Raw genomic sequence first — 25795 nt, forward strand, 5'->3', positions numbered from 1 at the left:
TGTGCGCCGCGCTGGGCCGCACGCTAGACGGGAAGGTAGACGATGCGCTGCTGGAGCGGGCCCGGGTCGTCCACCGCGCTTCCATGACCGACTACCTCGCGCATCGGGAAGTCTTTGCGGCCAAGGCGGGTGAGCTGGCTGGCCTTTCCCGTTCGCCCACTTTGCAGGAGCGGTTTGATGCTGTGGGAGGGGAGCTTCTGCTCGTGCTGGGCATGGAGTTCGTGCACCGCCGGACTCGTCCGTGACCTGGGTCCTCATCGCCCGGCGGGGATCTGCTGCCGCACCACCCCGATCCCGCGCTCGCCGACGCCGAGCCCGCCCCTGCCAACAAGTTGACGGTTGCCCAGCGGCTCCCACGGCCGGGAGCACGGAAGCACCGCCGGGGCGAAGTTCGTTGTCAAGGCCGCCCGGCCGTGATCGCGAAGGTCAGCAGTGCCAGGGACAGGGTGGCGCTGCCGGCGAAGGCCACAGCACCGCGCAGCAGGGCGGTGGCATAGGTTGCGCCGTCGATCCGAGCAAGCAGGCCGGCCGCTGCACCTACGAGCGTGCAGAACAGCGTGAGGACCGTCAGGAGCAGGGCCAGGAGCATCAGGTGTGTGGGTGAGGTCATGTCTTCTTCCCAAGCTGATCGGACGGTGATTACTTCGGTGAATTTCGCGGCTTTGGTGTTCACCAGGGTTCGGGCCGAACAAAGTTGAATGAAGACGGTCGCCCGAGGGACGGAGCAGGCAGGACATGGGGGAAGTACAAGATCCGTTGTCGGAACTCGGGCTACGGCTGCGCGTGCTCACGGCGCAGCGTGGTCTGCAGGTAGGTGGGCTGAAGGTACGGAGCGGTTTGGGGCGGACAGTGGTCAGCCAGGCGCTGAACGGCAAGAAGGTGCCGTCCGAGGCCACGCTGGTGGCCCTCGCCAAGGCGCTGAGCACAGATGTGAGGCCGTTACTGGCCCTACGCCAGACCGCTGTGCAGCGGTCTGCTGGCCAGGCTCGGGGCAACGCGCGCGAGCGGCTCGGGTGGCTGGTGCGCAACGTCCGTGATCCTTTCGACCTGGAGGTCCAGCGGGCGATCGACGTCTCCGGCGATGACGGATCCGGCCCTTTGCCGGTGCTGCCGGTGTACGTGGAGCGCGAACACGATGCGCTGCTGCGTGAGTCGGTTCTCGGCGCCTTGGATGGCCGCAGCACGTTGGTGACTTTGATCGGTGGTTCTTCCACCGGAAAGACCCGAGCCTGCTGGGAGGCGGTTCGACTCCTGTCGGACGAGTGGCGTTTGTGGCATCCGATCGCACCAAGCCACACTGATGCGGTGCTCACGGGCTTGCCAGAGGTCGAGCCGCGCACCGTGCTCTGGCTCAACGAGATCCAGCAGTATCTGCTGACCAGTGACCCGGCCGTCGGCGAGCAGGTTGCTGCCGGCTTGCGTGAACTGCTGCGTACGCCCGGGCGCGGTCCCGTCCTCGCGCTCGCCACCACCAATCTGGATGACTGGGACCGCCTCACCGCCACTTCTCCGCCGCACGATGGCTACCCCCAGGCTCGGGCCCTGCTCACCGGAGTCGGTGTCCACGCGCGGATCCCGGACCAGTTCGTCTGTGATCCCGCGGTCCTTGAGGAGGTGGCACAGGCCGACCCGCGCGTGGCCGAGGCCTCCGCAGTCGCCATTGACGGGCGGCTCACCCAGTACCTCGCGGGCGTGCCGGCACTTCTGGAGCGCGTTGAGCACGCCTCCCCGATGGCCCAGTGCCTCATCATCGCCGCGGTGCAGTTGCGCCGCCTCGGCCACGGCCCGATGCTGCCCTCGCGTGGGCTGGAAGCCACTGCGGCTTCTCTCGCCCCTGACCACATGTGGGATGAACATGCTCGCCCTGGGTGGTTCGAGAGCGCCCTGGAGTACCTTTCCGCCCCGTGCCGGGGCGTCCCCGGCCCCCTGAGCCCGGTCCGGCCCAGGCCCGGCACTCCCCCACCGGACCAGCCGCTCTACCGGCTGTCCGACTATCTCTTCGAAATCGGCCGCTACGAGCTCCGCCACGACTGCCCGCCCGCGCCGTTCTGGGCAGCCGCCCTGCAGCATGCCGGCACCGACGAGGACCGTCTGGCCCTCGCCCGGTCCGCGTACGAGCGAGGGCGGGTACGCGTGTCCGCTTCGGTCTCAGACGGCAGGGACCTGTTCGGTCTGTACGACCGCAGCTCCTCCTACCTGCTGGGGCAGGAGGCCGACAGGGCGCGTGCGGAGAGCGCTCTGACCACGATTGGCGAGCAGCGAGCGTCCGGGGAACTCCAGCGCAATGCCGTCCTCGCCTACTTCTACCGGCGCAAGGAAGCACGCCATCTCACGGAAATTGGCGAGCTCGAGCGGGCCGCGGCCGTCTGGTGTGAGCTCGCAGACCAGGGGCACCGGGATGCCTTCGTGCACGTCGGGCGCCATCACCTGGAGCTCGGCCAGCGGACGGAGGCCGAGCGGTGGTTTCGGCGAGGTGCTGAGGCCGGCGAGGATGACGCCATGCAGGCGCTGGTGTTCATGCTCGCCGAGGACAGGCTGTTCGACGAGGCTGTCGAGTGGACCGAACGGATCGCGAGAAACGGGAGCGGGGATATCTACGCCTATTCCCGGCTGGCCTACCGCTATGAGCGGGCAGGCAATCTCACGCAGGCCAAGAACTACTTCCGCAAGGCGATCGACGCCGGGCTCGTGGGCTGCTACCAGGAGCTGGTCCGGCTGCACTACCAGGAAGGTGACATCGAAGGGGCCCGCCGCCTGTATGCGGAGGGGATCGAGGCGGGCGAGACCACTGGCCCCATGATGCGGGCCGAGGAGCAGGGAGAGCACGCCAAGGCCGACGAACTCGCTTTCACCGCCCGGGACCGCGGCTGCACTGTGGAGCCACTGCGGCTCCTGCTGTGGCATCGGCTGCAGCAGCCGGACACGGTCGACCTCGGAACAGCCCTCGCGACCACAGCGATCGACGCCGGCGAGGCCTTCATCGTCGAGGCTGTGGCCAGCGAGCTCTCGGCAGCCGGGCACCACCGTGCTGTCGAAGCTCTGCAGGACGTCTTCGATCAGGCCGACGAAAGCGGGGAGGCTCCGGTTCTATAGGGCCCGACAGGGGGAGGCGGTGGTCAGCCAGGGACGATCGCCTCCGCCAGGCCTGTACCACGGGCGATGGCGTTGAACAGGTCCGGGAGCGAGCGGAGCTCCTCCAGGTAGGTCCTCCAGGTCTCGTCCCTCGCCTCGCCGAGGTGGGTGGTGGTGAGGTAGAGCGCAACGAGGTAGCCGGGCATGGCACCGCCCCAGGTCTGGCCGTTTTCGTTGTCCCACCACGCCCTGAGGACAGCCTTCGTATCGTCCAGGCTCATCAGGCCGGCGCTGGGCAGGACGGCGGTACGAGCGACGAACTCGCCCTCGTCGAAGCTGCGCACGCCCATGAGCAGGCCGGGCAGATACGGGAGGAAGTAGGGGTCCGGTCGGATACTGATCACCCGGGACCGCTCGGATACCGGGAGCTTCTCGAACGCGTCCGTCAGAGCGGGCAGGCTCGTACGGACCTCGGAATGAATTACCAGGGCAAGGGCTCGGGTCTCATCGGGCCTGAGGTAGACATTGTGCGGCACCTGGTCGGCAATGGTCGTGATCTTGGTGTTGTAGAGCGTGCGCATGGGATCGGGCAGAGTTCCCCAGAACGCCGGCAGGTCGCCGAGGGCCGCGAGCTGAATGGCAGGCTCGGCCTTCTCGAATCGGGGCATGTGCCTGGCCAGGCAATTACTGGCCAGGCGCTGGTCACGGTCGGCGAATAGACGCAGGCACTGCGCCATACGGTCGGCAAGCACCGGGGCCGCAAGAGCGAAGTCGGGGACCTCGATCTGCAAGAGGGTGAACTTGGCGGCGAACTCGACGACCTTCTCCCGGGAGGTGGGGCGGACACGGTCGAAGAAGGCGTAGCTGCGCCGGCAGCCGGGAGGTGAAGGCGGAAGGCGTCACACGGGGCGGCCGTCCGGTGTTGGCGCAGTGGGTGCGGCCAGTAGGCGGTCCATGCGGTCCTGGTAGCGGTGGAGGTCTTCGGCCCAGGCAGGGACGAGGAGATACTGCACGGTGCTCAGGGTGATCGCGGCCTCCCCCAGCCGGCTGGCGGGGGCGATGCCTCCGACGCGGACCCATTGGTCCCACATCACATCGCTCATCAGCTCTGCCAGCATCTCGGCGTCGGCGCGTTCCAGGAGCAGTTTCATCAGCGTGGAGGAGGCTTTGGTGCATGCGCGGACCGCCTCGCATAGCAGGTATGCGTCTGCTTGTTCGAAGACGCGGACGAGCCCTGGCAGTCCGTGAGCCAGTGGGGAGATGGCGCGCAGGTCGGTTCCGGCTTCGTCGGCGGCGAGGTGGGCGGCGGTGATCCGGTCGAGCTGCTCGGGCGGGCCGGTCCATACGCTGCGCCAGGCATCGGTGAGTTCTTCGGGGCTGACGTCGGCCATGCCGCCGGTCAGCAGCCGGGCGCCGATGCGGATCAGCGTGGTGTCGAAGGGGTTGGACACGGTGCGGGGTTCGGGCAGGGCGATGCCTGCGGTGTCGGCGTGGTTGCGCAGGAGGCCGTCCAGGTCCCGTCCGATGGCGCGTCGCCCCTGCAGTAGCCGCTCGGCGAGGTCCTGGCGGGCTTCGAAGGCGGTGTCGCTGTCGCCCTGCGGGATCTGGGTCAGGGTGATGCCCGCCTGGCGCAGGGGTAGTTGGATGGTCCGGATCAGGGCCTGGCGCAGCAGTGCAGCGGTCTGCTTGGTGTCGTCGATCGCCCAGAACGTCCAGCCGATCCAGCTGATGCCGCGGCCTGGCCTGGAGAGGGCGGCGAGCCATGCGGCTCGGTGGACGATGTCGGGGCGCAGCGCGCTGGTTGCGGGGTCGGTCCACTGGTCGGTGGGGGCCAGCCAGCGCTTGGCGCGCCAGCGTTCGAGCTGGTGGGAGGTGGCAGTCAGTCCGCAGCGGCTGACCTCGGCGGCCAGGGCGAGTTCCGCTGCGGTGGGCGGGGTGCGGGTCACAGTCGGCTCCTGCGGTCCGGGCCAGCGACGGCGTAGACGGCGGTCGCTGTGGTGACGGCGCTGGTCCACTGCTGGTTCCGGGCGGCCAGCACGGCAGCGGCAGTCACCAGCAGCCACAGCAGGACCCAGTGACCGGTATCTGGGCCGGGCCGTCGCGTTCTGTTCACGATCGGACTCCTTTCGTGCCGGCCCCTTGAGGCGGGGACGGCACTTCTATCTGGTCACACCGGTCGGGCGGGGACGGGAAGAACCTCGCGGGGCAGTCCTTCCCGGGTGGTCGCGGTATCGGTGGGCTCGCTCGTTGCTGGGCACGGCGGGACCGGTTGGGGTCCCGCCGTGCGCAAGGGCGCGCCCTGGTTGACGCGTTGGGCGTTACTGGTGGCGGCGGCGGTCGCGCCACCAGGCGAGCCGGTGCGCGGACTCCTGAGGGAAGACCGACTGGAGGGCGACGACGCCCAGGCCCAGTGTGAGGCAGCCGAAGGCGGTGGCGGCCAGCCACCACGGGGCGCCGGTCAGCGCCACGACCAGGCCGGTGACGCCGGCGGCCAGGAACGAGATCAGCGGTCGGGACATTGCGAGGTCTCCCCCATTTCAGGTGGGCGCCCTTTGAAAGGTGCGCGGATGTCGTGCCCGGCTTATGTCTTTGGGCGTGCATCCAGCTCACAGGACAGGGGGTCAGTCTGTGTATCGGTGGGTGTCACATACGGAAGCCGTATTGGTCGAAGGCGCGGTGCCAGGCCGCTTGCATCGCCTGCTCCAGGAGCAGGGTGCTGCGCTGGTGGGTTGCGGTGGCCAGCCACTGCAGGAGGTCGGGCGGGGCTCCGGCGACGAGCTCGGCGGCCACCGTTCGTCCGGGCCAGCTCCAGGTGGCCCGGGCCACGCCGAACGTCGGCCTCTTGTGCTCGTTGTACTTCAGGGTGAGGCGGTGGAACTCGCGGGCGTTGCGGCGGGCCTCTTTCAGCTTCTGGAGGTAGATCTCGCTGGCCCCCGTGTCAGCGACCCGGTCGATGAAGCGGTCCATGTTCTCCAGGGTGATGGCGCGGGCCTCGGCCATGATCCGGTGCTGTTCCTTGGTGGTGATGAAGCCGAAGCGGCGCGCCTTGTCGGCGGGCAGGTCCAGGGCGATCCGCAGGGAGGGCTCCTCGGCGAAGGTGTGGTTCCAGTCGATGAGGAGGGCTTCGATGAAGCCGAGGACCTGGTCGGGGCGCAGCGTGGCGGCCGCTGCGGCCACGGGTTCGAAGCCGGGCACCGGCTGCCATTCCGAGCCCGGCCTGGGCAGGAGCGGCCAGAAGGCCTGCCGTCCCAGGTAGGGGAAGGCCAGCAGTCGGCCGTTTGCCGCCCAGGCAGAAAACGGCTCGGGCGGTTGAGCGGCGGCCCGGGCGGGGGCGTGGGCGAGCCAGGTGGGCGGTGTGCGCAGCAGCCAGCCGGGCGAGGCCGGTTCCTCCATCACGCCGGCTGCGGGATCTCCTTTCGTACGCTTGACCAGCCACTCTTCGAAGTACTCGAGGCTCGCCCGGCGCTGAGCGCGCCAGACCGCGGTTCCGCCCCGGCCAGTGAAGTCGTAGCTCGTGATCCCGTGCCGCCTGCGCCACCGCCTGTCATCGCTGTCGTCGGCCTGTAGGCGGTCCTGGTACATCTCGTTGAACGCCTCGTCCTGGTCGTACAGGACCTGCTCCCAGCGCCCGGCATTGGGGCCGGTGAGGTAGCCACGGGCAAGGCCGGTTGCCTGGCGGAAGCGGTCCGCTGCGTGCCATGCCTCGTCCCGCTCCAAGATTTCCGCGACGCGCAGCACGTATTCATGGTCGGGGGTTAGGGGGACGTTAGACAGGTGGAGGGCGGCTCGCACGGCCTCCGCTTCCACCAGCCATGCCTTTTCGGGACCGGTACTGGTTGCGGCCACCGTCAGCCGCCACAGGCCAAGCGCGGCGCCGTGACGCAGCAGCGGGAGCAGGCCGGTGAGAAAGTTGTCGTCGAAGCGCTCGTTCCGTGCGATGGCGGTCGTCACCGCGTCGGTGAGCATGCGGCCCTGGTAGTCCCGGTAGGCGCGCGGGTGCTGGCCCGGTAGCCGCAGCGAGACCGCGCGGGCTCGCTCCAGCAGGCCGTGCGGCGCCCGCACACGTAAGGGCACGTCTTTCCTTGCATCGCCCCGCCAGCGCGGCGGCGGGGGGTAGCGCAGCACGGTGGAGGTGTGAGTGAGCCGGTCCTCTGGGTGCTTTTGTTCTTGTGCTGTGAGGTGTTCGGTGAGCAGTTGGCGGACCGTCTCGTCCCGAGAGGTGCCCCGCCGGGCCATGATGCGGCGCAGGGCGTCAAGGGTGCAGGGGGCGATGCGCACATTGGTCTCTGCGTTGATGGACACCTCGTCAGTCCTTGCTTTTCCAGAGGTCCCATGCCAGCGACGAGCCCGCGTGATCATCGCCTCGAGCACCATCATGTCGTCGGCGGAATCCTCGTCGAGTGGTAAGGGCAGTGGTCGCAAACTGATGGATGCTTGGCTTACTTGCGGGAGTAGGCGGAGGGTGTGGCGCGGTTGCCGGCGACGATGCCGACAACGACTGCCCGGTCTGTTGTGGCCCCGCGGGGCCGATGGGTGGTGGTCCAGGCGACTTCATCGACGCGCAGGTTGCCTTGGGTGTCGTTCTTCGGGGTGAGGTCCAGGACGAGGAGTTGTCCGAAGGGGGCGTTGGTGTTGCTGTACTCGGCGGCCTGGGTGAGGTAGCAGCTTTCGAGGTACTGGGGATCGTTGTCGGTGGCGTCCTGTTTGATCTCGGTGAGGTAGCGCAGGGAGCCGAAGTGCGCCATGACGTCGGCGCGGCCCATGCCCACGTCAACGGGTTCGACGAGGACGACGTTGTGCAGGGGGCCTTTTTGGAGCCACTGATGGAAGTCGCGTTGTAGGTCGGCCTCGACGGGCTTGCGTGTTCCCTCGGGTTTGCGCCGGTAGTCGAAGGGGGGTGGTTCGCCCTTCTTGGTGGAGCCGAAGAGGTTGGTGCGGGTGATGTCGGAGCGGCTCTTGAGGAAGAGAAGGGTTTGCTCGACCAGCACGGAGAAGGTCTGGCGGACTTCCCCGGTGAACGAGGGATGGGCGGACAACTCGGCCATGAGCTTGTCGAGTCTGGGCACGATGAGCGGGTCGGTGGCTTTGAGGCGGGCGACGTCGCTGGCGTGGGCGAGGCCTTCCAGTGTGAGGAGCTGCTGGTCATCGAGTGTGCTGGCGATGCCCAGGGCTTGGTCTTTGAGCTGGAGGAGCAGGGTGGGTGCCAGGCGTTGCAGGCGGGCGAGCGCCGTTCCGCCGGGGTCGTCGTCATCGCTGCCGTCGTCGGCGGCGTTGGAGGAGTTGGCGGAGTTCGTCTCGCGCTGGGCTGCGGTTTCGATTGCGGTGAGCAGGGTGTTGGCGGTGGCGACATCGAAGCCGCGGGCGGCGTGCTGGGTTGTTTCCTGGGCGGCGCGACGCAGTTGTGCCAGGAAGGCCTGCTGGCGCAGGAAGCTGTCTTCGATCGCGGGCTGGACCAGCAGGGCCAGGCCTTGGCCGGTGTCGCCTGCCAGGGGATGGACGGTGCGGGCAGCGCTGTAGGCGGCGAGGACGGTGTCGAGGGCGTGCCAGGCGTCCATCCAGGCATCGTCCTGGAGGGTGGTGGCCGCGGCGCGTAGTTGGAGGACGAGGTGGTGCCAGGTGATTTCCGCTGAGCGGCGCGGTCGGAGCCATTCGGGCTGGTGGGTGCGGTGGAGCCAGGCCTGGCTCTGGTCGAGGGTGTCGGCGATCTCGTCGGCGGCGTGGTTGATGGCTGCTGCGTCTTCCCGGCCGAAGGCGAGGATGGCGTCGCAGACCGCTGCGTAGGTGAGGGCGTCGTGGCGGGCTTCTTCGGCCTGGGCGGCGGTCTCGAACTGATGGCGGGCCTGGACGAGGTGGGTGGTGACGGTGCCGATGTCCTGGGAGGAAAGGGCGCGGCGGAGCAGGTCGCAGCCGAGTTCGAACATCGCGTCCACGTCGGTGGCTTCGTCGTGGGTGAGTTGCTGCAGCAGGGTGCGTACCGTGTCGGCGATGGTTTCCTCGTCGGCCCATCGGTCGAGGGTGAGGCCGAGGAGGCGGGGCAGGCGTTCAAGGAAGTCTTCGGGGCCGTCGGTCGGCACGTCCTCGAGTGCTTGCCACAGTTTGAAGGGGGTGACCGCTTCGGCGACCGCCAGGCGTACGGCGGCTTCGAGGCAGGCGGCGGCCAGGAGTGGTGCGGCCTTAATGCGGTCGGGCAGTCCGTCCAGCAGGGCTGCGGTCAGGGGCTTGCCCAGTGCCTTGGCGGCGGCGGGGCTGTGGAGGAGGGCGTCCATGGCCGCGGTGAGGTGCAGGACACTGTGCTGTGCGGCGAGTCCTTCGGGGAGTGCGGTGGCCGCGGGCTGCCATTGGGTGTCGCTGCGGTTGTATGCGTCGGCGACGGCTTCGGCGAGGTAGGGGGCGAAAGGGCCGGCGGCCACGTCGCCGGCCTGGCTGGCGACGGTGTCGAGGGCGAGGCCGAGGGCAGGGAAGGTGATGGGCTGGCCGTCCGCGGCCAGTTCGGTCAGCCGGTCGGCGAGTTGCGGCACGGCAGCCGTCCTTTCCTGCGTGCTCTCGGGTGAGGCATCACCATAGGGAAGCGCCGGGCTCGGCCTGCCGGATGCTGTCGGCGGGCAGGGCTGCGCGAGCCAGGTCGAAGTCCGCGGTGGTGATGACCACCTGCAGGTCGCTCTCGGCTGCGACGGTGGCCAGTTCCTTGAAGAGCTTATGGGCGTCGGCGGACTGCATCTCCTCGGACTTGGGGCTGTCGATCAGCAGCAGGCCGGGGTGGGTGGATACGCCGTTTGCCCGACCGACCCTGAGCAGGGCGATGGCGACCGCGATGCGCAGCCGCAGGCGTGCGCCGGCGGTCTGGTCCTTGAACCATTCCTGCTTGCTGCCGAGGGGGAAAATCTTCAGGCGGGCGCCGCGGTCGATCGCCACCGACTTAAGGGAGGGGACCCCGAACAGGGTCGCCAGCTCGGCGGTCTCCTCGTTGACCTCTTTGAACAGTGCCTCGGCTGCCGTCTTGCTGTCCTTTTCCAGCAGGTCGGCGGCGGCCGCCAGGACCTTGATGGCCTTGGCCTCGCTTTCGTCCAGGGCCGGTTCCTCGGGCTCGCGGAACACGCTGAATGCGCCTTCCAGCCGCAGCACGTTCTCCTGTGCGGCCAGGCGAGCGGGCAGGTCGGCGGCGGACTGGGCACGCCGCAGCTGCTCCTGCGCACCTTCCAGCTGGCGTGTCAGGCCATCGACGGTGGCCTCGGCCTGCTCCAGAGCCTGCTTGGCTGCCGCTTCGGCGGCGGTACTCGTCACCAGCCGCTGCTGTGCCTCGGCGGTGATGTCCTGCGGGTCTTCGTCGTCTCCGGCCACCTCGCGCGCACATACAGCGCAGGTGTGGGCGTGCCGCTCCTGCTGGCGGCGCGTGTCGTCGATCTGCTGGTCGCAGCGGGGGCAGCTGGTGGGGTTCAGGCCATGGAAGAGCAGGCGGGCAGTGGCGCTTTCGGTGACGTCGTTGAGGAGCTTGGCGGCCTGCTGGCGTTCGGTGCGCGCCCGGCGGAAGACGCGCACAGCCTCGTCCCACGCGTCCTGCGCGTCGGCCAGCGCCCGAGCGAGCTGGACCGCGTCGTGGGCCAGGTCTGTCAGGGAAGCGTCCTCGCCGTCCCTGGGCAGCAGCCGTGCCAGCGCCTCGCGGGCCTGGGCGAGCTCGGCTTCCAGGCGTTCGCGTTCGGATGCGCGTTCCGCCGCTTCGGCGGCCGCCACCGCGCGGCGTGCCTTGTCCTCGGCGACGCGCACGTCGTGCACGGTCTTGACGCGGGTGAGGGCAGCGGCCGCGGGCAGGTCCAGGAAGACCTGCAGCAGACGGCCCGGCAGTCCGTTGGAGGTGACCTCGCCCAGCAGCGCCTTGTCGCCGCCGGCCGGCAGGTAGACAGCCCCGAAGTAGGCGGGCCACCCGTGGGTCTGGGTGCTGGTCTCCTTGAAGCTGTTGACCAGGGGCTGCAGATCCATCCGCCCCAGCATCAGGCCGGCGATCTGCTCCGCATAGCTGTCGGTGCTGGAGGCTCGCAGCAGGACGGTGATGCCCCGGTCCGGGGCGGGGCCGCGTACGCCGGCCAGTGCGGCCGGGTCGGGGCCGGTCAGGACGACTGCCGCAGTGATCTCCCCGTCAGTGAGGTCCAGGCGGAACGCCATGGGCTCCCCCGCGACGGTCGCGTCCAGGTCGACGTGGTGCAGCCAGCTGCGGACACGGTTTTGCATCTCACTGCGCGGCGTGCCGCGCAGGCACCACGTCAGCAGTTCCAGCACCGATGTCTTGCCCCGGAAGTTCGAGGCGACCAGCGCTGTCAGACCTGCGGAGAAAGACAAAGTCTTGTCGAACGGGCCCGGCTCGACGTCGCCGGTGCGTTCCCCGGCCACCCGCAGCCGGCGCACCCGCAGTGACCGCGGACGTGCCGGGGAAATGACCAATGGCAGTCCGTATGCGGCGAACACGTCACGGACATCGTCGACCTTCACACCCGCCTTGTCCGCAATACGCGTCTCCAGCAGCGCCTCTTCCTGCACCGTGCTCATGCTCCCCCCGCTCCCTGTACCTGCAGCTGCTGCCGGAATGCCGCCAGCCGGCGGCGCGCCTGCTCACTGATCGACCCGATCCGGCTCCCCCGCGGCGTGTCGGCGTACTCGCGCGTCAGGTACTGCTGCTTCTTCAGCTCGCTGCCGCTCTTCTCCCCCGCGAGCCGCAGGACGTCCTCGACGCGCTGCACGTAGTAGCCGAAATCCGATTCCTGGCGGATGATCTCCCGGGCGACGTGACGGCCGTGTTCCAGCAGGAAGTAGTCGTGCTGGCGCACCCGGTTGACCGTTCCCCGCCGCTTGCGGACCAGCAGCCCGGCGCTGCGCAGCACCGCCAGGGCGTCGTCCAGCCACTCGTAGGCGCCGAAGTGGTGGCGCAGCATCGGATAGCGCCGCACCTCCGGCTCCTCGGAGTCCAGAATGCGGCCGGCGAGGTCCAGTAGTGCTTCCTCGGGCTCGGTCTCGTAGGCAGTCAGAAGCTCGTTGGCCAGGTAGTCGGGGTTGCGCAGCCAGAAGTCCAGCTTCTGCAGCTTGACCTGCGTCCGCATCACGCCCACCGCCCGCTCCAGGCCGGGCACGGCCTTCTCCGCCTCCGTGAGCGGCTCGCACGCCCCGTCGATCAACAGCAGCAGGCGCACCGCGTCCTGCTCCCGGCTGGTCACCGCAACTCCCGGCCCCTGCTCCGCCCCCTCGTGATCCATCACGCCAGAGTAACCACCCGCATACGAACCTGACCATGGAGTGACGAAGCGAAGTACGGGAGCACGGCGGCCAAGGTTGAACGGCGGGCGCGCGGCGCGGTCCTCCAGGCGCACGCAGCATACGGGCCCGGCTCCGCCCCCTCCCTGTGCGGGCAGGCGTCTACGCCAGGATGGCGGGGACGGCGGTCTCGGTCGTCCAGTCGCCGTCAAAAAGCGCGGCGACCAGGCATGCGTGAGTCTCGGGGAGCTGGCCTGAGCGGTGCTTGGTACGGGTCTTGGCGAGCCAGGCGCCGATGCTGACGGTCTCGCCGTCGACGCGGATCGTCTCGCGGGCGGTGGGGGCGCGGCCTTCGCGGTGAAGGAAGAGTTCCAGGAGCTGGACGGTCTGCCTGAAGGTGCGGCGGGTACGGCGGGTAGGGGCCAGCGGGTTGTTGTCGTGGGTCAGGCCGAGGCCGGACAGGAGTCGCTGCTGGCCGAGGTGGAGGGTGTGCCAGGTGGTGAGTTGGCGATGCAGCCAGGCGCCGATCTTCACCGTGCCGAGCAGGGTGTCGTGGGAGAGGGCGGCCGGGTCGTGGCCGGCAGCGAGATGGCCGTGGAGCAGGTGGTACTTGCGGTGCCAGTCCGCACCATGGGGCAGGCGCCAGTGAGGATCGAGCGCGGCAAGGTTGGCGGCACGCGCCGGGTCCAGCTGGTCTTTGGTGGCGAGGTGGCGTTGTTCGGCGAGCCAGGCGCCGACTTTGGTGGTGGCGGGGGCAGCCAGGTGGCCGTGGGCCGCGTGGTAGTCGCCGGCCGCGGTCAGGCGGGCGCGCCAGGCGGCGGCGTGCTTGTCCCAAATCATGTTCAGGGCGTCGAGTTCGGCGATCCAGTCCGCTTCGAGGCGGCCAGCGGTGTGGGCATCGCGCATGGTGGTGATGAAGGTGCCCAGGGTGTAGCCGGCGGGGTCGGTGTAGTCGGTGGGGACGTCGAGGTGGCCGTGTTCGTCGCGGTAGGCCTGGGCGGCGGCGAGCCCGAGGCGGCGGGAGCGGGAGACCGCTGGGTCGCGGGGGTCGAAGGAGGCCAGGTCCATGGCTCGGGCGATGCGCTCGGGGTGGACGGTGAAGTCGAAGTGCCAGCGACGTTCGATGATGTCGCTGGTCTCGCGTGGGAGGCGGTTGGCCTTGTCGGGCAGGCGCTCCAGGATGCGGTGGTCGTGGCTGGCCAGCGCGGTCGCGATCGCCCACACGGGCTCGTAGGCGGTGCCGAGGATGTTCTCGGGGTCGGCGCCGGGCGGGACGTAGACCGGGACGATGAGGCTGGCGACCTTGCCGGAGACGTCGACGCGCAGGGCGCGGCCGAGGGCCTGGACGCAGCGGATAACGCTGCGGGTGGGGTCGGCGAAGACCACCGCATCCACGCTGGGGATGTCGACGCCTTCGGAGATGAGGCGTGCGTTGGTCATGATCGCGCAAGAGGCGGCGGCGAAGTCGTCGAAGATGTCCTGGCGCTCGGCGGGGGTGTGCTCGCCATGGGCAAAGAACAGCTCCGGGGTGATGTCCGGGCACAGCTCGGGGGCGGTGCGGCGCAGCAGGCGCAGGGTGTGAGGTAGTTCGCGGGCGAAGCGGCGGGCGTCGGAGACGAGGGTGAAGTACACCAGCACCCGGCGCAGCCCGTGCTCGGTCATGGCTTTGAGGACGGCCAGGTGCAGCGCCGTGGTGCGCAGCGCCTCCTGAGCCTCGCCTTGGTTTTCGTCGTTGCCGGTGGCGCCGGGAGTCGGCAGGTTCAGGCGTGCGCGTAGGTCGGCGTCGGCCAGGGTGGGTACCACGATGCGGTAGTCCGCTGCCCGGCCGTCGGCCACCGCGGACGCGAGAGGGTATTCGAAGATTTTCTTGCCGTAGACGGCTTCGTTGTCCATGGAGTTGGCGAAGGCGTCGAGGTCCGCCTCAGTGCCGGCGCGGTGTCGGCGGCGTGGGCGGGAGGTGTCGGCGGACTCCGCCAGCTCGGGCGAGCCGAAGATCCGCGGGGTGGCGGTCATGTAGAGACGGCGATCCGCGTGGATGCGCGTGGCGTCGTGGACGGCCGCCCACTTCTTGTCCGCCCGGCCGGCGATCCTGTGCGCCTCATCCATGACCGCGAGGTCGAACGGCGGCACTGTGTACTGCGTCTTCTGGGTCTGTTCGATCTTGTCGAGGGAGTCGTAGGTGCAAATCACGGTCACCGCAGGAACCTGATCATCCCCCTCCCCCACTACCGACAGCAGCGCCGCGAGCGCGGGGGCGTTGCTGGTCGAGCCGACCCTCGCCGCAACCAGATCCTCCCGGCCGGCTGCGTCCATCGAGGACACGATCACCATGTGCTCGCCGTGCCCGTCGCGACGCCACGCCAGAGCCGTCTGCGCAGCCAGATCCAGCGTCGGTACCACGAACAACACCAACCGGGCGTCGAGTTCGTCGGCGACCCGGATGGACACAAGCGTCTTGCCCGTCCCCGTCGCCGCCACGTACAGCCCGCGCGTTCCAGGACGGCGCAGATGCTTGACCGCCCGCTGGAGCGCCTGAACCTGATCCGGGAACAACGGCCGCTTATCCGGGCCGGCGGGCCGGGGACCTTCAACCACCGTCATAGGCGGAAGCCTAGGGTGCGGCACGGGCAACGCTCGATCTGTCCCCCTCGGTCTTCCCTATGATGAGTCCACCAAGCAGGTCGTCACAGGCCACTCCGAGGCGGGCCCAGCTTGCACGCCCCGTCGTGGCGATGGATCCGGTCAGGGCGAGAACGAGGGCGGGCAGCGTTCCTGCGTCGAGGGCGTGGGAATTGCCCGGTACGAGGATGCGGCGGTCGATGCGCTGGCCGGGTGGGGGCAGGTCGGCGACCACCTGCAGAGCCTGGGCGAGCAGCGCATCGGGGTCTGGTGTGTTGAGCAGGCGAGTGATCCAGCCGAGGCTGTGGAGGCGGCTGAAGGCAGTGGCCGGTTCGACGAGTTCACGCGCATGCACGGATCCGGTGGATGCGGCCGTGTGCTCGGCGCGGCTGCGGGCTTGGGCTGCCAGCCGACGGTTGCAGGCGTGGGCTGCGATGGCTCCAGGGGTAAGTGAGGGCCCGCGGGTTGTCACCGCAGCGGTCAGTTCGTCCAGGTTGACGCGGCGACGCTGGCCGGGTTCCGGTGGCCAGTGAAAACCAGATACAGGCCCCTACAAAATTAGGTACTCAGAGAGTCGCATGAAACAAGGGGCGCACCTTTCCGCTTTCGTTGTCGAACCGGAACTTTAGCGCCCAGTCGCAAAACTGTTGAGTGATGCCATCCGGATGACATCTACGGAGGTGGATTAGTAGCTCCTCTGACGTATCAAGCTTGTCTTGCTGTGTGCGATCTGAGGCAGTGACAGTCAGCATGTAGGCAGCTGCTCGAGCGATTAGGTGACGTTGAAGCGCATCTGTCTGGCCGTCAACTATGAGGCGACTCAGGCTTTCTAGAACGTCCGATCTTATTTGTTCTTTGGCTTTCTGAGGTTCGGGCGTTCGCGACTCTGCACCGAAGCAGTCTCCTATGGCAAACAACACGGCGTGCATCTCACTTATTTCAGCGCGCGTAGGATGAGGGTCCGCCCTTGTAATCTTGTCAAACGCCTCCTGGAATGCTGTGTTGAGGATCTGCGCTACTGCCAGGTCACGGTGCTGAAGGAAGCCTAGTGCGAATAGGGCACGGATGCGCAGCCATACTTGCGCCTTTTCGTGAGTGAGCACGTTCCCCAAGGCGTTGACGATGGGTTCGATCCACCCGCCCGCAACGAGTGTGTCGATGGCTTGACGGCGCTCAACACCGGCGTTCTGGAGGAGTGTGTGCCTAAACAGAGACTTGGCTGCGGGCCGAATGTGATCGGGCATGAACTCGTCGTTCAGCGACTCGGCCGCGCCGTTGACTACATGAAGCCACGGTTCGTTTATTTGTGGCCAGTTATTGCAGAATGCCACGTCATTTTCGAGGACGTGCTGGAGCGTGCTGGCAACCCACTGCAGGCCGGCTACAGCATCCGGTCTTGCATCGGGTGATCGGAATTCCTGGATGAGGGAGCGAAGTTCATCTTTGCATCTGCCACTGTGAGCTCGGTCGTAAGTGAGGGTGCGTTGCCACAGTCCGTGAACGGCGGTTCCACGTTCCCTGATGGTTGCGGTTGCGCTGCGTGCGCGGGTGAGCAAAAGCTGGTGGATCCAGTCCTGATCTCCGGGGGGTGACCACTCCTGCGGAATAGCCAGAGCCAGTTCAAGTTCGAGAGATCGACCAGGGTATACGTTTACCTGCCGAAGCTGATCCGCTTCGTTGAGCAGACCGTGGACCCAGGCTCTGACTTTATTGGCGAGGCGGGGATTGGTCTCGCTGAGTTGGACCAGCGCCGTGATCGTCCGCCACATCCTGAAGCCCAGGGGGAACGTACGCAAAGCGTGGTGCAGGCGAGATTTTGCTGTTTCGAATGAGTACTTGGCGAGGCCGCCAACTAGAGCCAGTGCATCGGTATTTCGTGGCGTTGGTGGAGATGCACCGATCACGATGAGCCGATCGATAAGTTTGCCGATCTGTTCCTCATAGTGCTGACGGATCGCTCGGATCCCTTCACGCTCGGACTTCGAATTGTCCACCGCCATAAACATGGTGAGGAGCGCCGATGCCTGGATCAGGACGTCGAACTCGGTGGTGGGGCGGTTCAGCAGCATCTCGGGAGCCCAGCTACAAGGAACGTGAGCCACAAGACTTGTCCGGTCGGTCAATCCTCGAAGTCGCAAGCTCAACGAGGTCAGACTTCCGTTGTCTTCCATCTCCGGCACCAGGCCGCATATCGCTTCGTCGAGTTGCCTCAACCGTTCACCATTGAGTCTGTGACGATCTTGATGGAGTGCCTTGACCAAGTTTCCGGGGTCCCAGCCGGATGCACGAGCGACGGCTCTGTTGCTGATCTTGTGATCCTCGTCTAGCCGGGCTAGCTGCGCAGCTACGGCCCAGGCGATCAACTCGTCGACATCGCCGATGTTCCTTACTTCCTGGTCTACTCGAGCCATATCTCGAATTTAGCGCGTTTGTTGTGCATCCGCGAACGCGTGTTGTAGCTGCCCGCAGAAGCGTTGTACGAATATCCAGCCTTGCAGATTGATCGACATCAATAGCGCGCTGACGTGCAGCAATTCGACGAAAAAAGGGAGCCGGACCCTGTTGTTTTGACAGATTCGGCAGAGCCACGCTTGAGGCATTGCCCGGCGTACTCCGGGTTCGACGAATCCAACCACAGGTAAAGGAGCAATCCGTGAACCAGCAACCGGCCGCCCACCAGCCCAACGGCGCCCCCGTCACGGAAGCGAAGGACAAGCCGATGCACACTGACGATCCGAACCGAACGCCACTCGAGACGCGCGCTGACCGCGAGGCCCCCCGCACTCGCGGTGGAGACTCGCTCCCCACCAGCCTGCCGCCCAGCCCGACGTGCATGTGTGACGTTGACGCAAGCCTCCGCGAGATAGGGGATAATCCCCTCACGATCAACGAGGCCCAAGACCTGTTCGTGCCGAACAGCGGCTATCTCGACACAGCCACCTATGGCCTGCCGAGCTTCCCCACGGCCGTCGCCGTGTCGGAGGGATCCTGGCAGTGGCTGCACGGCAGACCCACCCTGGCCACGTACAACGAGGCGGTAGCGGCCGCCCGGGACAGTTTCGGGCGGATCGTCCGTGTTCCCGCCTCTCGCGTAGCTATCCATGGCACGACGGCGGACTTCGTCGCGGCGATCGCAAATACGGTCAAGCGGGGGACGACAGTCCTCATCAGCAAGGATGAGTTCACCTCGGCCTGCTGGCCCTTCCTCGCCCACCAAAAGCAGCGGCACTACAAGGTGGAGTTCGTTCCCTTCGAACGGCTTGCCGACGCGATACGCCCCGGCGTCTCACTGATCGTCGTTTCCGCAGCGCAGTCGATCGACGGTTCCGTTGCAGACCTGCACACCATCACTAGCAAGGCCAACGATTGCGGGGCGTGGACGATGGTTGACGCCACCCAGGCTGTCGGCTGGATGCCACTGGACGCCAACCAATACACGTTCTTGATTTGTCACGCATACAAATTCATCGGTGCACCCCGCGGGGCCGTCTTCATGGCGATCCAGCAGGACATGATCGAGAAGCTCCTTCCGCACAGCGCTAACTGGTGCGCCGGTGAAGACCCCTCGAAATCGCTGTATGGCCCACCACTGCGGCTCGCCAACGATGCCCGCCGCCACGACTCAAGCCCGGCGTGGCTCTCCTGGCTGGGAGCCGTGCCGGCGCTCAAGCTGATCGAAAAGATAGGCGTCCACACGATCAACCGCCATGGCATCGGGCTCGCCAACGACTTTCGGGAAGGTATGGGCATGCCCCGGGGCCAGAGCCCGATCGTCTCCGTGCGTGGCATTCCTCAGGCGAAGGAGCGACTCGCCAACCACGGCCTGCGTGCGTCTGTCCGAGGCGACGGCGTGAGGCTGGCCTTCCACATCTACAACTCCAAGGAGGACGTCGAGAAGGCCCTGGACACGCTCCGGCCGAGGCGCGCGTAGGGGAAGAGGAAACCGCGGACAAGCGGGGTACAGGCGGCTGCGGACCGATGGAGTGGGGGCCGGGTTCCGCACGCCGCCTCAGCACCCGGCGGGCCCGCCCCGTCCTGCGTGCGGACTGGCAGCTGTGCAACGTATACCTGCAATGCCCCTGCGTTACGTGCCCGAGTTCGGCCTGTTCAGCGACCCTGACGACGAGGAGTTCTGAGCGCTGCGCCCAAGCGGGGGCATGCAACGTCTACGATCATCTGTTGATCATCGCTGCTCAGGGTGACGTATCGGGGATGGGGGCGGGGCGCCTGTGTATGTGTCCGAGGTGCTGGTGGAGAGGTTCCGGTCCTGTGAGCGGGTGCGAATCCCGCTGCGCCCGGAAGTGACCGTGCTTGTAGGGGAGAACAACGCGGGCAAGTCCAGCGTGATTGATGCGATACGTCTGCTCATGGATCCCCTGGACGGGCGCCGCGTGCGGTACTTCGAGGAGGCTGATGTCCTCAAATCGGCGGCCGCGCAGCGCGGCCCGATCCTTCAGCTGGACCTGGCCGACATCGGTCCGGAGCAAAGCGGCGCGTATCTGGAGGCTCTGCTGCGCGATGGGGCTTCCGAAGGCCGTACAGCTCGGTGGCAGGTGTCCTGGACGCCGCCGCAAACCGGCGGGCGTCGTGGAAGCGTCACCTGGGCGCAGAGCGCGGGTCATCCGGTCACGGGGGAACCTACGGCGCGGGGTGGTGTCCGGCATGTCTATCTGCCTGCGCTGCGCGATGCGGAGCGGGAGCTGGCATCGGCCGGCGGTGACCGGGTGCGAACGATTCTTCGTGGGCTGTTGGGGAACGACGAGCAGGTCGATGCGTTCGTGGAACGGATCGGTACCGAGTTAAAAAAAGTTGCCGCGGACCCGGACGTGGCCGAGGTCGGTGAGAAGATCAATGAGCCGCTGCGGGACCTGACCGTCGGCGCGCATCCCCAGATGAGTGAACTGGCCCTAGCAGAGCCCACGTTCGCCTCGATCGCCCGGTCGCTACGGGTGCTTATGGGTGATGCCTCTGCCCAGACCTTTCCTCTGTCGGCCTCTGGGCTGGGCTACGCCAACACCCTGTTCATCGCCACAGTGATGGCGGAGCTGGACGCGGCGGCGGAGGCCGATCTGACGGTGCTGCTTGTGGAGGAGCCCGAGGCGCACCTGCATCCGCAGCTGCAGACCTTGTTGCTGCGCTATCTGCAGCAGCGGGCGCGGTTCTCGCGCCGTCGAACGACCGGTGACCCAGCGGAGCCGGCCGGGCATCTGCAGGTGGTGGTCACCACCCACTCCCCCATCTTGTCGGCCGCGGCCAGTGTGGAGGATCTGGTGGTCATGGCTCGGTGCCCTGCCGAGCTGTCCGACGGCTGGCAGGCAAGGCCCCTGCCCATCCCCCGGCTGCGTCTGAGCCCGGATCGGGTGCGGCATCTGGACCGCTACCTGGATGCCACGAAGAGCGCCCTGCTGTTCGCCTCGCGGGCGATCCTGGTGGAAGGAATTTCCGAGCTTTTGTTGCTGCCGGCTCTGGCCCAGCGTGTTCTGACCATCGGTGAGGGCGTCGGCGCTCAGGCGGGCCGGGAAGCGTTCGAGGCGCTGGAGCGGTTCTTCGGCACCACCCGGGTGATCGTGGACGGCGTCGGGTTCGAGGTCTATCTGCGTGTGCTGCTGGCGCCCGTCGACGGCATGTGTCTGGGACGGCGGGTGGCACTGATCACCGACACAGATGTGGCGCCCGGGGAGCCGGAACCGGCCCGGCTGCACTCGTTGCGGGAACTGCCCCGCCGCTGGGGCTCTCCCGGCGCGCTGCACCTGGCCGCGGCACCCCGGACGCTGGAGCCGGCCCTGTGGTCGGCCGACAACATTCCGGCCCTGCGGGCGGCGTTCATCCGTTGCGCGCCGCGCTCGGAGGGCCGCTGGGAGCAAGTTCGTGAGGCAGCCGATCCCGCCCTGGCGTTCGGAGAGCTGTTCGTCACGAAGACCAGCCGGACCCTCACCGGTGCACACGGAGACCTCGCGAAGGGCACCAAGATCTCCAAAGGACGATTCGCCCAGGAACTTGCCGACGTGCTGGCCAACCCGGCGGTGGCGTTCACCGTGCCCGAGTACCTGGCGGACGCTATCGGCTTCATCACCGCCACGGACAGCAACGCGGCGGTGAGCGCGCCATGACCGGGTCCGGGGAGACGGCTACAGTGCGGGCCATCGCCGAGGCTCAGCAACAAGCCGCCATTGCCGTACGGGCGCCTGCCTACGTTCCTGCCTGTCCAGGCGCGGGCAAGACGCATGTGATCACCACTCGGCATCTGCAGTCCCCCCGACGTCTGCTGCGACAGGGACGGGCCCTGATCTCGTTCACGCGGGTGGCACGAGATCAGATGGCCCGCCGCTGCCGCCAGGCAGGTCGTGCCGACCTGATCCAGGCGCCACACTTCATCGGCACGCTCGACTCGTTCCTGTGGGAGTTCCTGGTCAAGCCGCGGCGGACGGCCGAGCCCGCGCCTCGTTTGCTGGAGTCGTGGGCCAGCATCAAGGCCCCAGTCACGGGTATGGACCGAGAGATCTCCTTGCACCGCTTTCCCATGACCCTGGACCCTTCTGAGAACAGGGCACGCGAAGCGGTTGCCTGGGACAAACTCGACTACGATACCCGGCAACTCATCGAGGCCAGCGCCTACAGCCAGGAGGCATGGCAGGAGAAGATCTTCGAGACCCGCAACTCGTGGTGCAAGCATGGATACTTCACAGGGCACGAGGCGCGGGTGCTGGCCCTGTGGAACCTGCGCAACGCTGAGGCCTTGGCAGGGCTCCTGCCCCCGCTACGGTCCCGCTTCGTGGAAGTCGTCGTCGATGAGGCGCAGGACTGCTCCGCCGCGGACCTGGCGATCCTGGAGCTGCTGCACGGCGCCAGGCTGCCGCTGGTCCTGGTCGGCGACCCGGATCAGGCCATCTACGCCTGGCGCGGAGCTGAACCGCTGGCGCTGGAGAGCTTCGCGGCCCGGCTGTCTCCCACCTCTCACCGGCTGACGGGCAACTGGCGCAGTTCCCCCGTCATCTGCCGCTTGGCGGCCACCCTGCGCACGGGGCAGCGCCCGCCGGATACCTCCGTCGTGCGAGGCGACGAGATTCCCGTCTTGCTGCTGCCCACCCGGTTCGCCGCCTCCGGCAGCCGCCATCTGCACGCCCCGACCGGTAGCGGCATAGTCGATGTCTTCCGCGCGCTCGCCGAGGAGTACGCCGTCCAGGCCGAGGACTGCCTGGTGACCGCCTACAAGTACGCCACCCTGCCGGGCGTCACTCGGGAGCGGCCCAACACCAACACCATCACCAGCCTGGCCTGGGCCCGCGCCGTCGCCCACACCCGCAGCGCCACCAGCGACGACCTCACACGGGCTTGCGCCATCGCCGTGCGCGTCCTGTTCGGCTACTGGTACCCCGGCGAATCCGGCAGCCCTGAACGCATCACCGCCACCCACCGCCTCTCCGCTGGCCAGGTCAACCGCACGGCCTTCGCCTTCCTGCACAGCCTGCCCCCGCCTCACCCCCAGTGGGGCCCCGAGGTATGGCAGGCCATGAAGGCTTGGCCCGCTCTGTCCGGGGCTGCTCCACAAGGCGGCAAGGGCCGCCCGGCCGGAAGACCCACCACGGCGCGGCCCCAGGTCGCCACCGGAGTGCGCACCAACATCGTCCATCAGCTCAAGGGCGACGAAGCAGACGGCGTGCTCCTTCTGCTGCCCGAGCCCGGGAGCACGCGCCGCTGGGCCATCGGCGATCCCGCCACCGACGAAACCCTGCGAGTGTGGTACGTAGCCGTGACCCGTGCGCGTCGGCTGGCGGCCCTCGCCGTGCCAGAAGACGAAGCCAATTCTCTCCAGAGCCTACTGAGCGGACGTCACGTCCCCGTCCGCGTCGTCTGATCGGTCGCCCTCGTGGCTACAAGAGAAGCTGCGTGGTGCACCACAGCACTCGGCCATACGGTCCACTTCGCTGCCGAGCGCTTCTCCATCCGCTTCCCGCTGGCGCCCGGCACTTCGCCCGGCAGGGCGAGCCGCGGCCAGGTTTGACCGGCGGAGAGGTCTACGCCGGTCACTTCACATCCTTGGGCCAGGAAGGCCGCTTACTTGCCCTCGGCCGGCCCGAGGCCCAGCGCCGGCCCTGGCCGGCCCAGGGTCTCAGCTCCCGGGCCGTGGTGGCCATATGAAGCTGCTCTCCCAACTCATCTGCCAGGCAGCCATGGCCGCCGTCGATGAAGGCATCGAAGAGGTCATGAAGGACCTGCTGGAGGACATCGGCGGCTGATCGGGGACTCATGCCGCCAGGGCAGGGGGTGCGCCGAAGACCTCTTCGAAGGGGTGGGCTCGTTTCGTGGCGACCAGGACCCAGGCTCCGCTGCGGTGAGGCCGAGCATGGGTGGTGTAGTGGTGGACTTCGGAGGGCGTGAGGACCTTGAGATCACCGAAGACGTAGTACAGCGGGGTCGGGGCGTGGGCGGCGGTGAAAAGCAGGCCGGCCTTGAGTGTGGAAGTACTGATGGCGTACCGGTCGCTGTCGGTGCTGGGCATGCGGTCTTTGGCGTCGATGGTGATCACCTCACCGTCGCGGGCGGCGATCAGGTCGGGGAAGTAGCGCAGCGCTGATTGGGTGCGAGCCAGGGCGCGCTGGATCGCGGGCGGGTAGGTGCCCTGGCCGCAAGGCTGCACCGTCCACCCGCAGGCTCGCAGCGTCTTGATGACATGCTGCTCGTGTGCGTCGCCGATGGCCTTGCGGTTCTGCCAGTGCGTCACCACGGTTTCCTCTCTACCGGATTCACGCTGCGTAATACGAATCGACCTCTTTTCGTGCTACTGCCGCATGACTATGATGCCCCGCATGACGTCATACGTAGACCCACGCTTTCGTCCTACGCTCTGGCCCGGAACTCCGGTACCCGCCCCGGAGTTGATGCCAATGCCTGGGGCACGGGCCGACGGCGAGTGGATCGTCTGGGATCCCCACCTGCACTACGGGGGAGACACGGTGGCGCTGCCGGAGGACTTCTACCTCCACGAACTCATGGACCTCGATCCCGCAGACCACGACGCGATCGCCCACGTCATGCGCACCTACGGGCCGCTGGGCGGGGACATCGCCTCGGGCAGCTGGGACGTCGAGGACCACGACCATTACACCGAGCTCGACGCACAACTCCATCCCGTGCACGGACCGTTCGCCCTGCACGGTGAACTCGCCACCCTTTTTGTGTCCCAGGCGCAGGAGGCTGTCACCACCTGGCTTGCCCTACGCCATGAGGGCGGACTCGACGCGCTCGTGGACGCGGCGGTGACCGAGGACGAACTGGCACTGTGGCAGGCAGCTAACGACGACCAACCAGAGCTTTTTCCCCGGGACTTGGAGCACCTGCGCGAGCTCACGCTGGACCTGCGGATCGGCAACCTGCGCAGCACGCTGAATGCGGCTCTGCAGCCGTTCAGCATCGGGATCGGCGACCTGGCCGACCGCTACCCCAACATCCTGTCAGTCGCCTTTCTCCAGCTGTACAACCACCTCGCCGAAGACGCCACCATCCGGACCTGCGCCAACGAAACCTGCCGTCGCCCCTTCGTCCGCCAGCGCGGCCGCGCCACATACGGCCAGAACCGCACCAGCGGCATCAAGTACTGCACACGTGAATGCGCCCGCGCCCAAGCACAACGCGAACACCGCAGACGCCGCAAACAAGCCACCCCCGACCGGACCACCCTCTAAACCGGTTGCCCAGCGCATACGGCGCAAGCCCGACCTGTGCCTGGGCCATGGTCGAGCGCGGCGCCGGCGCCCGTTCGAGTACGTCAAGTGCCCGTTGCGCGGCGTCGGCGGGCCGGAGGCCAGCCTCGGCCTGCGCGAGGCCGTGAGCACGAGGTGGCCCACCTGCGGCTGCGCGATGTCGTCGAGGCCAAGCACGGCCTGCAGGTCGATGTCCGCGTCTCGAAGATCAGCCCCCGCCAGGTGAAGGTGCCGTTCAGCTCCGGGCCCTCCACCTGCCCGGTCCGCGCCTGGCGGGCCTGGACCGAGGCCGCCGGCCTCACCGACCCCGACGGCTACGCCTTCCGGGCCCTGCACCCCCGCTGGCACACCGTCACCGACCGCGGACTGTCCCCGGAGGCCATCGGCGATGTCGCCACCCGGCTCAGCGCCCGGGCCGAGCTCCCCGTCCGGCACACCGGGCACTCCCCCCGCCGCGGCGCCGCCGAGGAATCCTGCCGCGTCGGCAACGACCGCAAGACCAGCGCCAAGCAGGGCGGCTGGGTCCCCAACAGCGGCGTCATGGAGGGCTACTTCGAAGACGCCGACGGCTGGGAGGAGAACGCCATGATCGGCGTGCTGTGAGAGAGGGGCCCACCCCCACCAGAACACCAGTGGCGTCAATAACCGCAGGTCAGCGGATTCGGCGTGATGCAAGTGTGCTGTAGTTTTCTCGTCGAATCAGGGTAAGCTGCCCTTGACTCTTAAGATATGACGTCGCCCTGCCGGGCTTGTCGGGTCTTAAGAGCCATCGCGTGCAGACCGCCAGGTCAGAGCATGCAAAGAGGCCCGAGTCTCCGGCTGGCACCAGAGACCGCGAGCCTCCTGCGGTTAGCTACCGAGCCCGGTCGTCTTGCTCCCGACCGGGCTCGCTGCATGTTCAGCGCTCCGGCCGTGGTCCGACCTGTTCGGGGTGAGCACTCAGCAGAGCTGAGGAACTACCTCACCTGCGCGATGACCGTTGCCGATGTGCCCACCGCGGCTAAGAAGAGCATGATCCACTCGTACGTGGACCACTTCTTCTTGCCGCGCTTGCCCAGGGGAACGCTCACAGCACGTACCTCACCTTCTTCTCGGTCCGGGCCTGCCGATCAGGCACCAGTGGATCCGTTGAACTGCCATGGCAGTTCAACGAAGTTCGAGGAGAA

Annotated in this window: 19 protein-coding genes and 1 pseudogene; 7 read left to right on the forward strand and 13 right to left on the reverse strand. The window is 67.6% G+C overall.

Going from position 1 to position 25795, the window contains the following annotated elements:
• A partial coding sequence (locus BKA18_RS00005) for a hypothetical protein (RefSeq protein ID WP_429638070.1) occupies positions 1-245 on the forward strand: 245 nt, incomplete at its 5' end.
• A gap of 152 nt (positions 246-397) precedes the next feature.
• Here the strand turns inward: BKA18_RS00005 and BKA18_RS00010 are convergent.
• Complete coding sequence (locus BKA18_RS00010) at positions 398-610, reverse strand: hypothetical protein (protein ID WP_366048204.1); 213 nt, start codon at positions 608-610, stop codon at positions 398-400.
• 125 nt (positions 611-735) lie between these two features.
• On the opposite strand from BKA18_RS00010, the gene BKA18_RS00015 reads away from it, so the two are divergent.
• Complete coding sequence (locus tag BKA18_RS00015; RefSeq protein ID WP_366048203.1) at positions 736-3093, forward strand: helix-turn-helix domain-containing protein; 2358 nt, start codon at positions 736-738, stop codon at positions 3091-3093.
• A 23-nt stretch (positions 3094-3116) separates the two neighbouring features.
• On the opposite strand, the gene BKA18_RS00020 is transcribed toward BKA18_RS00015, so the two are convergent.
• The 11 genes and pseudogenes from BKA18_RS00020 to BKA18_RS00070 all read right to left on the reverse strand — a co-directional run bounded on the left by BKA18_RS00020 (position 3117) and on the right by BKA18_RS00070 (position 17339).
• Positions 3117-3863 carry a hypothetical protein gene (locus BKA18_RS00020; RefSeq protein ID WP_366048202.1) on the reverse strand — a complete coding sequence of 249 codons (747 nt, stop codon included), beginning with the start codon at positions 3861-3863 and terminating at the stop codon, positions 3117-3119.
• A 108-nt stretch (positions 3864-3971) separates the two neighbouring features.
• On the reverse strand, positions 3972-5018 hold the full coding sequence (locus BKA18_RS00025) for a hypothetical protein (RefSeq protein WP_366048201.1): 1047 nt from the start codon (positions 5016-5018) through the stop codon (positions 3972-3974).
• The gene (locus BKA18_RS00030; protein ID WP_366048200.1) at positions 5015-5185 is read right to left on the reverse strand and encodes a hypothetical protein; all 171 of its coding nucleotides are present in this window, start codon (positions 5183-5185) and stop codon (positions 5015-5017) included. Before BKA18_RS00030 ends, BKA18_RS00025 begins: the two co-directional genes overlap by 4 nt.
• A 205-nt stretch (positions 5186-5390) precedes the next feature.
• On the reverse strand, positions 5391-5591 hold the full coding sequence (locus BKA18_RS00035; protein WP_366048199.1) for a hypothetical protein: 201 nt from the start codon (positions 5589-5591) through the stop codon (positions 5391-5393).
• Positions 5592-5715: 124 nt separating this feature from the next.
• Positions 5716-7374 carry a hypothetical protein gene (locus BKA18_RS00040; protein ID WP_366048198.1) on the reverse strand — a complete coding sequence of 553 codons (1659 nt, stop codon included), beginning with the start codon at positions 7372-7374 and terminating at the stop codon, positions 5716-5718.
• Positions 7375-7511: 137 nt separating this feature from the next.
• Positions 7512-9590, reverse strand: a complete 2079-nt coding sequence (locus tag BKA18_RS00045) for a hypothetical protein (protein ID WP_366048197.1) — start codon at positions 9588-9590, stop codon at positions 7512-7514.
• Positions 9591-9627: 37 nt separating this feature from the next.
• On the reverse strand, positions 9628-11610 hold the full coding sequence (locus tag BKA18_RS00050; protein ID WP_429638072.1) for an ATP-binding protein: 1983 nt from the start codon (positions 11608-11610) through the stop codon (positions 9628-9630).
• Positions 11607-12311 carry a hypothetical protein gene (locus BKA18_RS00055; protein WP_366043492.1) on the reverse strand — a complete coding sequence of 235 codons (705 nt, stop codon included), beginning with the start codon at positions 12309-12311 and terminating at the stop codon, positions 11607-11609. Before BKA18_RS00055 ends, BKA18_RS00050 begins: the two co-directional genes overlap by 4 nt.
• Before the next feature lie 160 nt (positions 12312-12471).
• Positions 12472-14910 (reverse strand): DEAD/DEAH box helicase, encoded by a 2439-nt coding sequence (locus tag BKA18_RS00060; protein WP_366043493.1) that lies wholly within the window; start codon positions 14908-14910, stop codon positions 12472-12474.
• Positions 14911-14920: 10 nt separating this feature from the next.
• Positions 14921-15439, reverse strand: a pseudogene (locus tag BKA18_RS00065) (TIGR02679 domain-containing protein); the annotation flags it as partial.
• 55 nt (positions 15440-15494) lie between these two features.
• A complete protein-coding gene (locus tag BKA18_RS00070) occupies positions 15495-17339 on the reverse strand; it encodes a hypothetical protein (protein ID WP_366043494.1) in 1845 nt (614 codons plus the stop codon).
• A gap of 242 nt (positions 17340-17581) precedes the next feature.
• Here BKA18_RS00070 and BKA18_RS00075 point away from each other — a divergent pair, with 242 nt between their 5' ends.
• The 3 genes from BKA18_RS00075 to BKA18_RS00085 all read left to right on the forward strand — a co-directional run bounded on the left by BKA18_RS00075 (position 17582) and on the right by BKA18_RS00085 (position 22783).
• The gene (locus BKA18_RS00075) at positions 17582-18859 is read left to right on the forward strand and encodes an aminotransferase class V-fold PLP-dependent enzyme (RefSeq protein ID WP_366043495.1); all 1278 of its coding nucleotides are present in this window, start codon (positions 17582-17584) and stop codon (positions 18857-18859) included.
• A 304-nt stretch (positions 18860-19163) separates the two neighbouring features.
• A complete protein-coding gene (locus BKA18_RS00080; protein ID WP_366043496.1) occupies positions 19164-21038 on the forward strand; it encodes an ATP-dependent nuclease in 1875 nt (624 codons plus the stop codon).
• Positions 21035-22783: a UvrD-helicase domain-containing protein gene (locus BKA18_RS00085; RefSeq protein ID WP_366043497.1), complete on the forward strand. Its 1749-nt coding sequence runs from the start codon at positions 21035-21037 to the stop codon at positions 22781-22783. The genes BKA18_RS00080 and BKA18_RS00085 overlap by 4 nt, the downstream gene beginning before the upstream one ends.
• 390 nt (positions 22784-23173) lie before the next feature.
• Here BKA18_RS00085 and BKA18_RS00090 read toward each other — a convergent pair whose 3' ends face one another.
• The gene (locus BKA18_RS00090; protein ID WP_366043498.1) at positions 23174-23650 is read right to left on the reverse strand and encodes a hypothetical protein; all 477 of its coding nucleotides are present in this window, start codon (positions 23648-23650) and stop codon (positions 23174-23176) included.
• Positions 23651-23813: 163 nt separating this feature from the next.
• Here BKA18_RS00090 and BKA18_RS00095 point away from each other — a divergent pair, with 163 nt between their 5' ends.
• Positions 23814-24611: a CGNR zinc finger domain-containing protein gene (locus tag BKA18_RS00095; RefSeq protein ID WP_366043500.1), complete on the forward strand. Its 798-nt coding sequence runs from the start codon at positions 23814-23816 to the stop codon at positions 24609-24611.
• Between the two features lie 153 nt (positions 24612-24764).
• Positions 24765-25232, forward strand: coding sequence for a site-specific integrase (locus BKA18_RS00100; protein WP_366043501.1), 468 nt, complete (start codon positions 24765-24767; stop codon positions 25230-25232).
• Positions 25233-25795 lie beyond the last annotated feature (563 nt).

The organism is Streptomyces auratus (assembly GCF_050433025.1).
In the GTDB taxonomy this organism is placed as follows: Bacteria; Actinomycetota; Actinomycetes; order Streptomycetales; family Streptomycetaceae; genus Streptomyces; species Streptomyces sioyaensis.

Bases quoted from the DNA above. Each gene is read 5' to 3' on its own strand.
- BKA18_RS00010 (WP_366048204.1), bottom strand. From the start codon at position 610: ATGACCTCACCCACACACCTGATGCTCCTGGCCCTGCTCCTGACGGTC.
- BKA18_RS00015 (WP_366048203.1), top strand. From the start codon at position 736: ATGGGGGAAGTACAAGATCCGTTGTCGGAACTCGGGCTACGGCTGCGC.
- BKA18_RS00035 (WP_366048199.1), bottom strand. From the start codon at position 5,591: ATGTCCCGACCGCTGATCTCGTTCCTGGCCGCCGGCGTCACCGGCCTG.
- BKA18_RS00050 (WP_429638072.1), bottom strand. From the start codon at position 11,610: ATGAGCACGGTGCAGGAAGAGGCGCTGCTGGAGACGCGTATTGCGGAC.
- BKA18_RS00055 (WP_366043492.1), bottom strand. From the start codon at position 12,311: ATGGATCACGAGGGGGCGGAGCAGGGGCCGGGAGTTGCGGTGACCAGC.
- BKA18_RS00060 (WP_366043493.1), bottom strand. From the start codon at position 14,910: ATGACGGTGGTTGAAGGTCCCCGGCCCGCCGGCCCGGATAAGCGGCCG.
- BKA18_RS00070 (WP_366043494.1), bottom strand. From the start codon at position 17,339: ATGGCTCGAGTAGACCAGGAAGTAAGGAACATCGGCGATGTCGACGAG.
- BKA18_RS00085 (WP_366043497.1), top strand. From the start codon at position 21,035: ATGACCGGGTCCGGGGAGACGGCTACAGTGCGGGCCATCGCCGAGGCT.
- BKA18_RS00095 (WP_366043500.1), top strand. From the start codon at position 23,814: ATGCCTGGGGCACGGGCCGACGGCGAGTGGATCGTCTGGGATCCCCAC.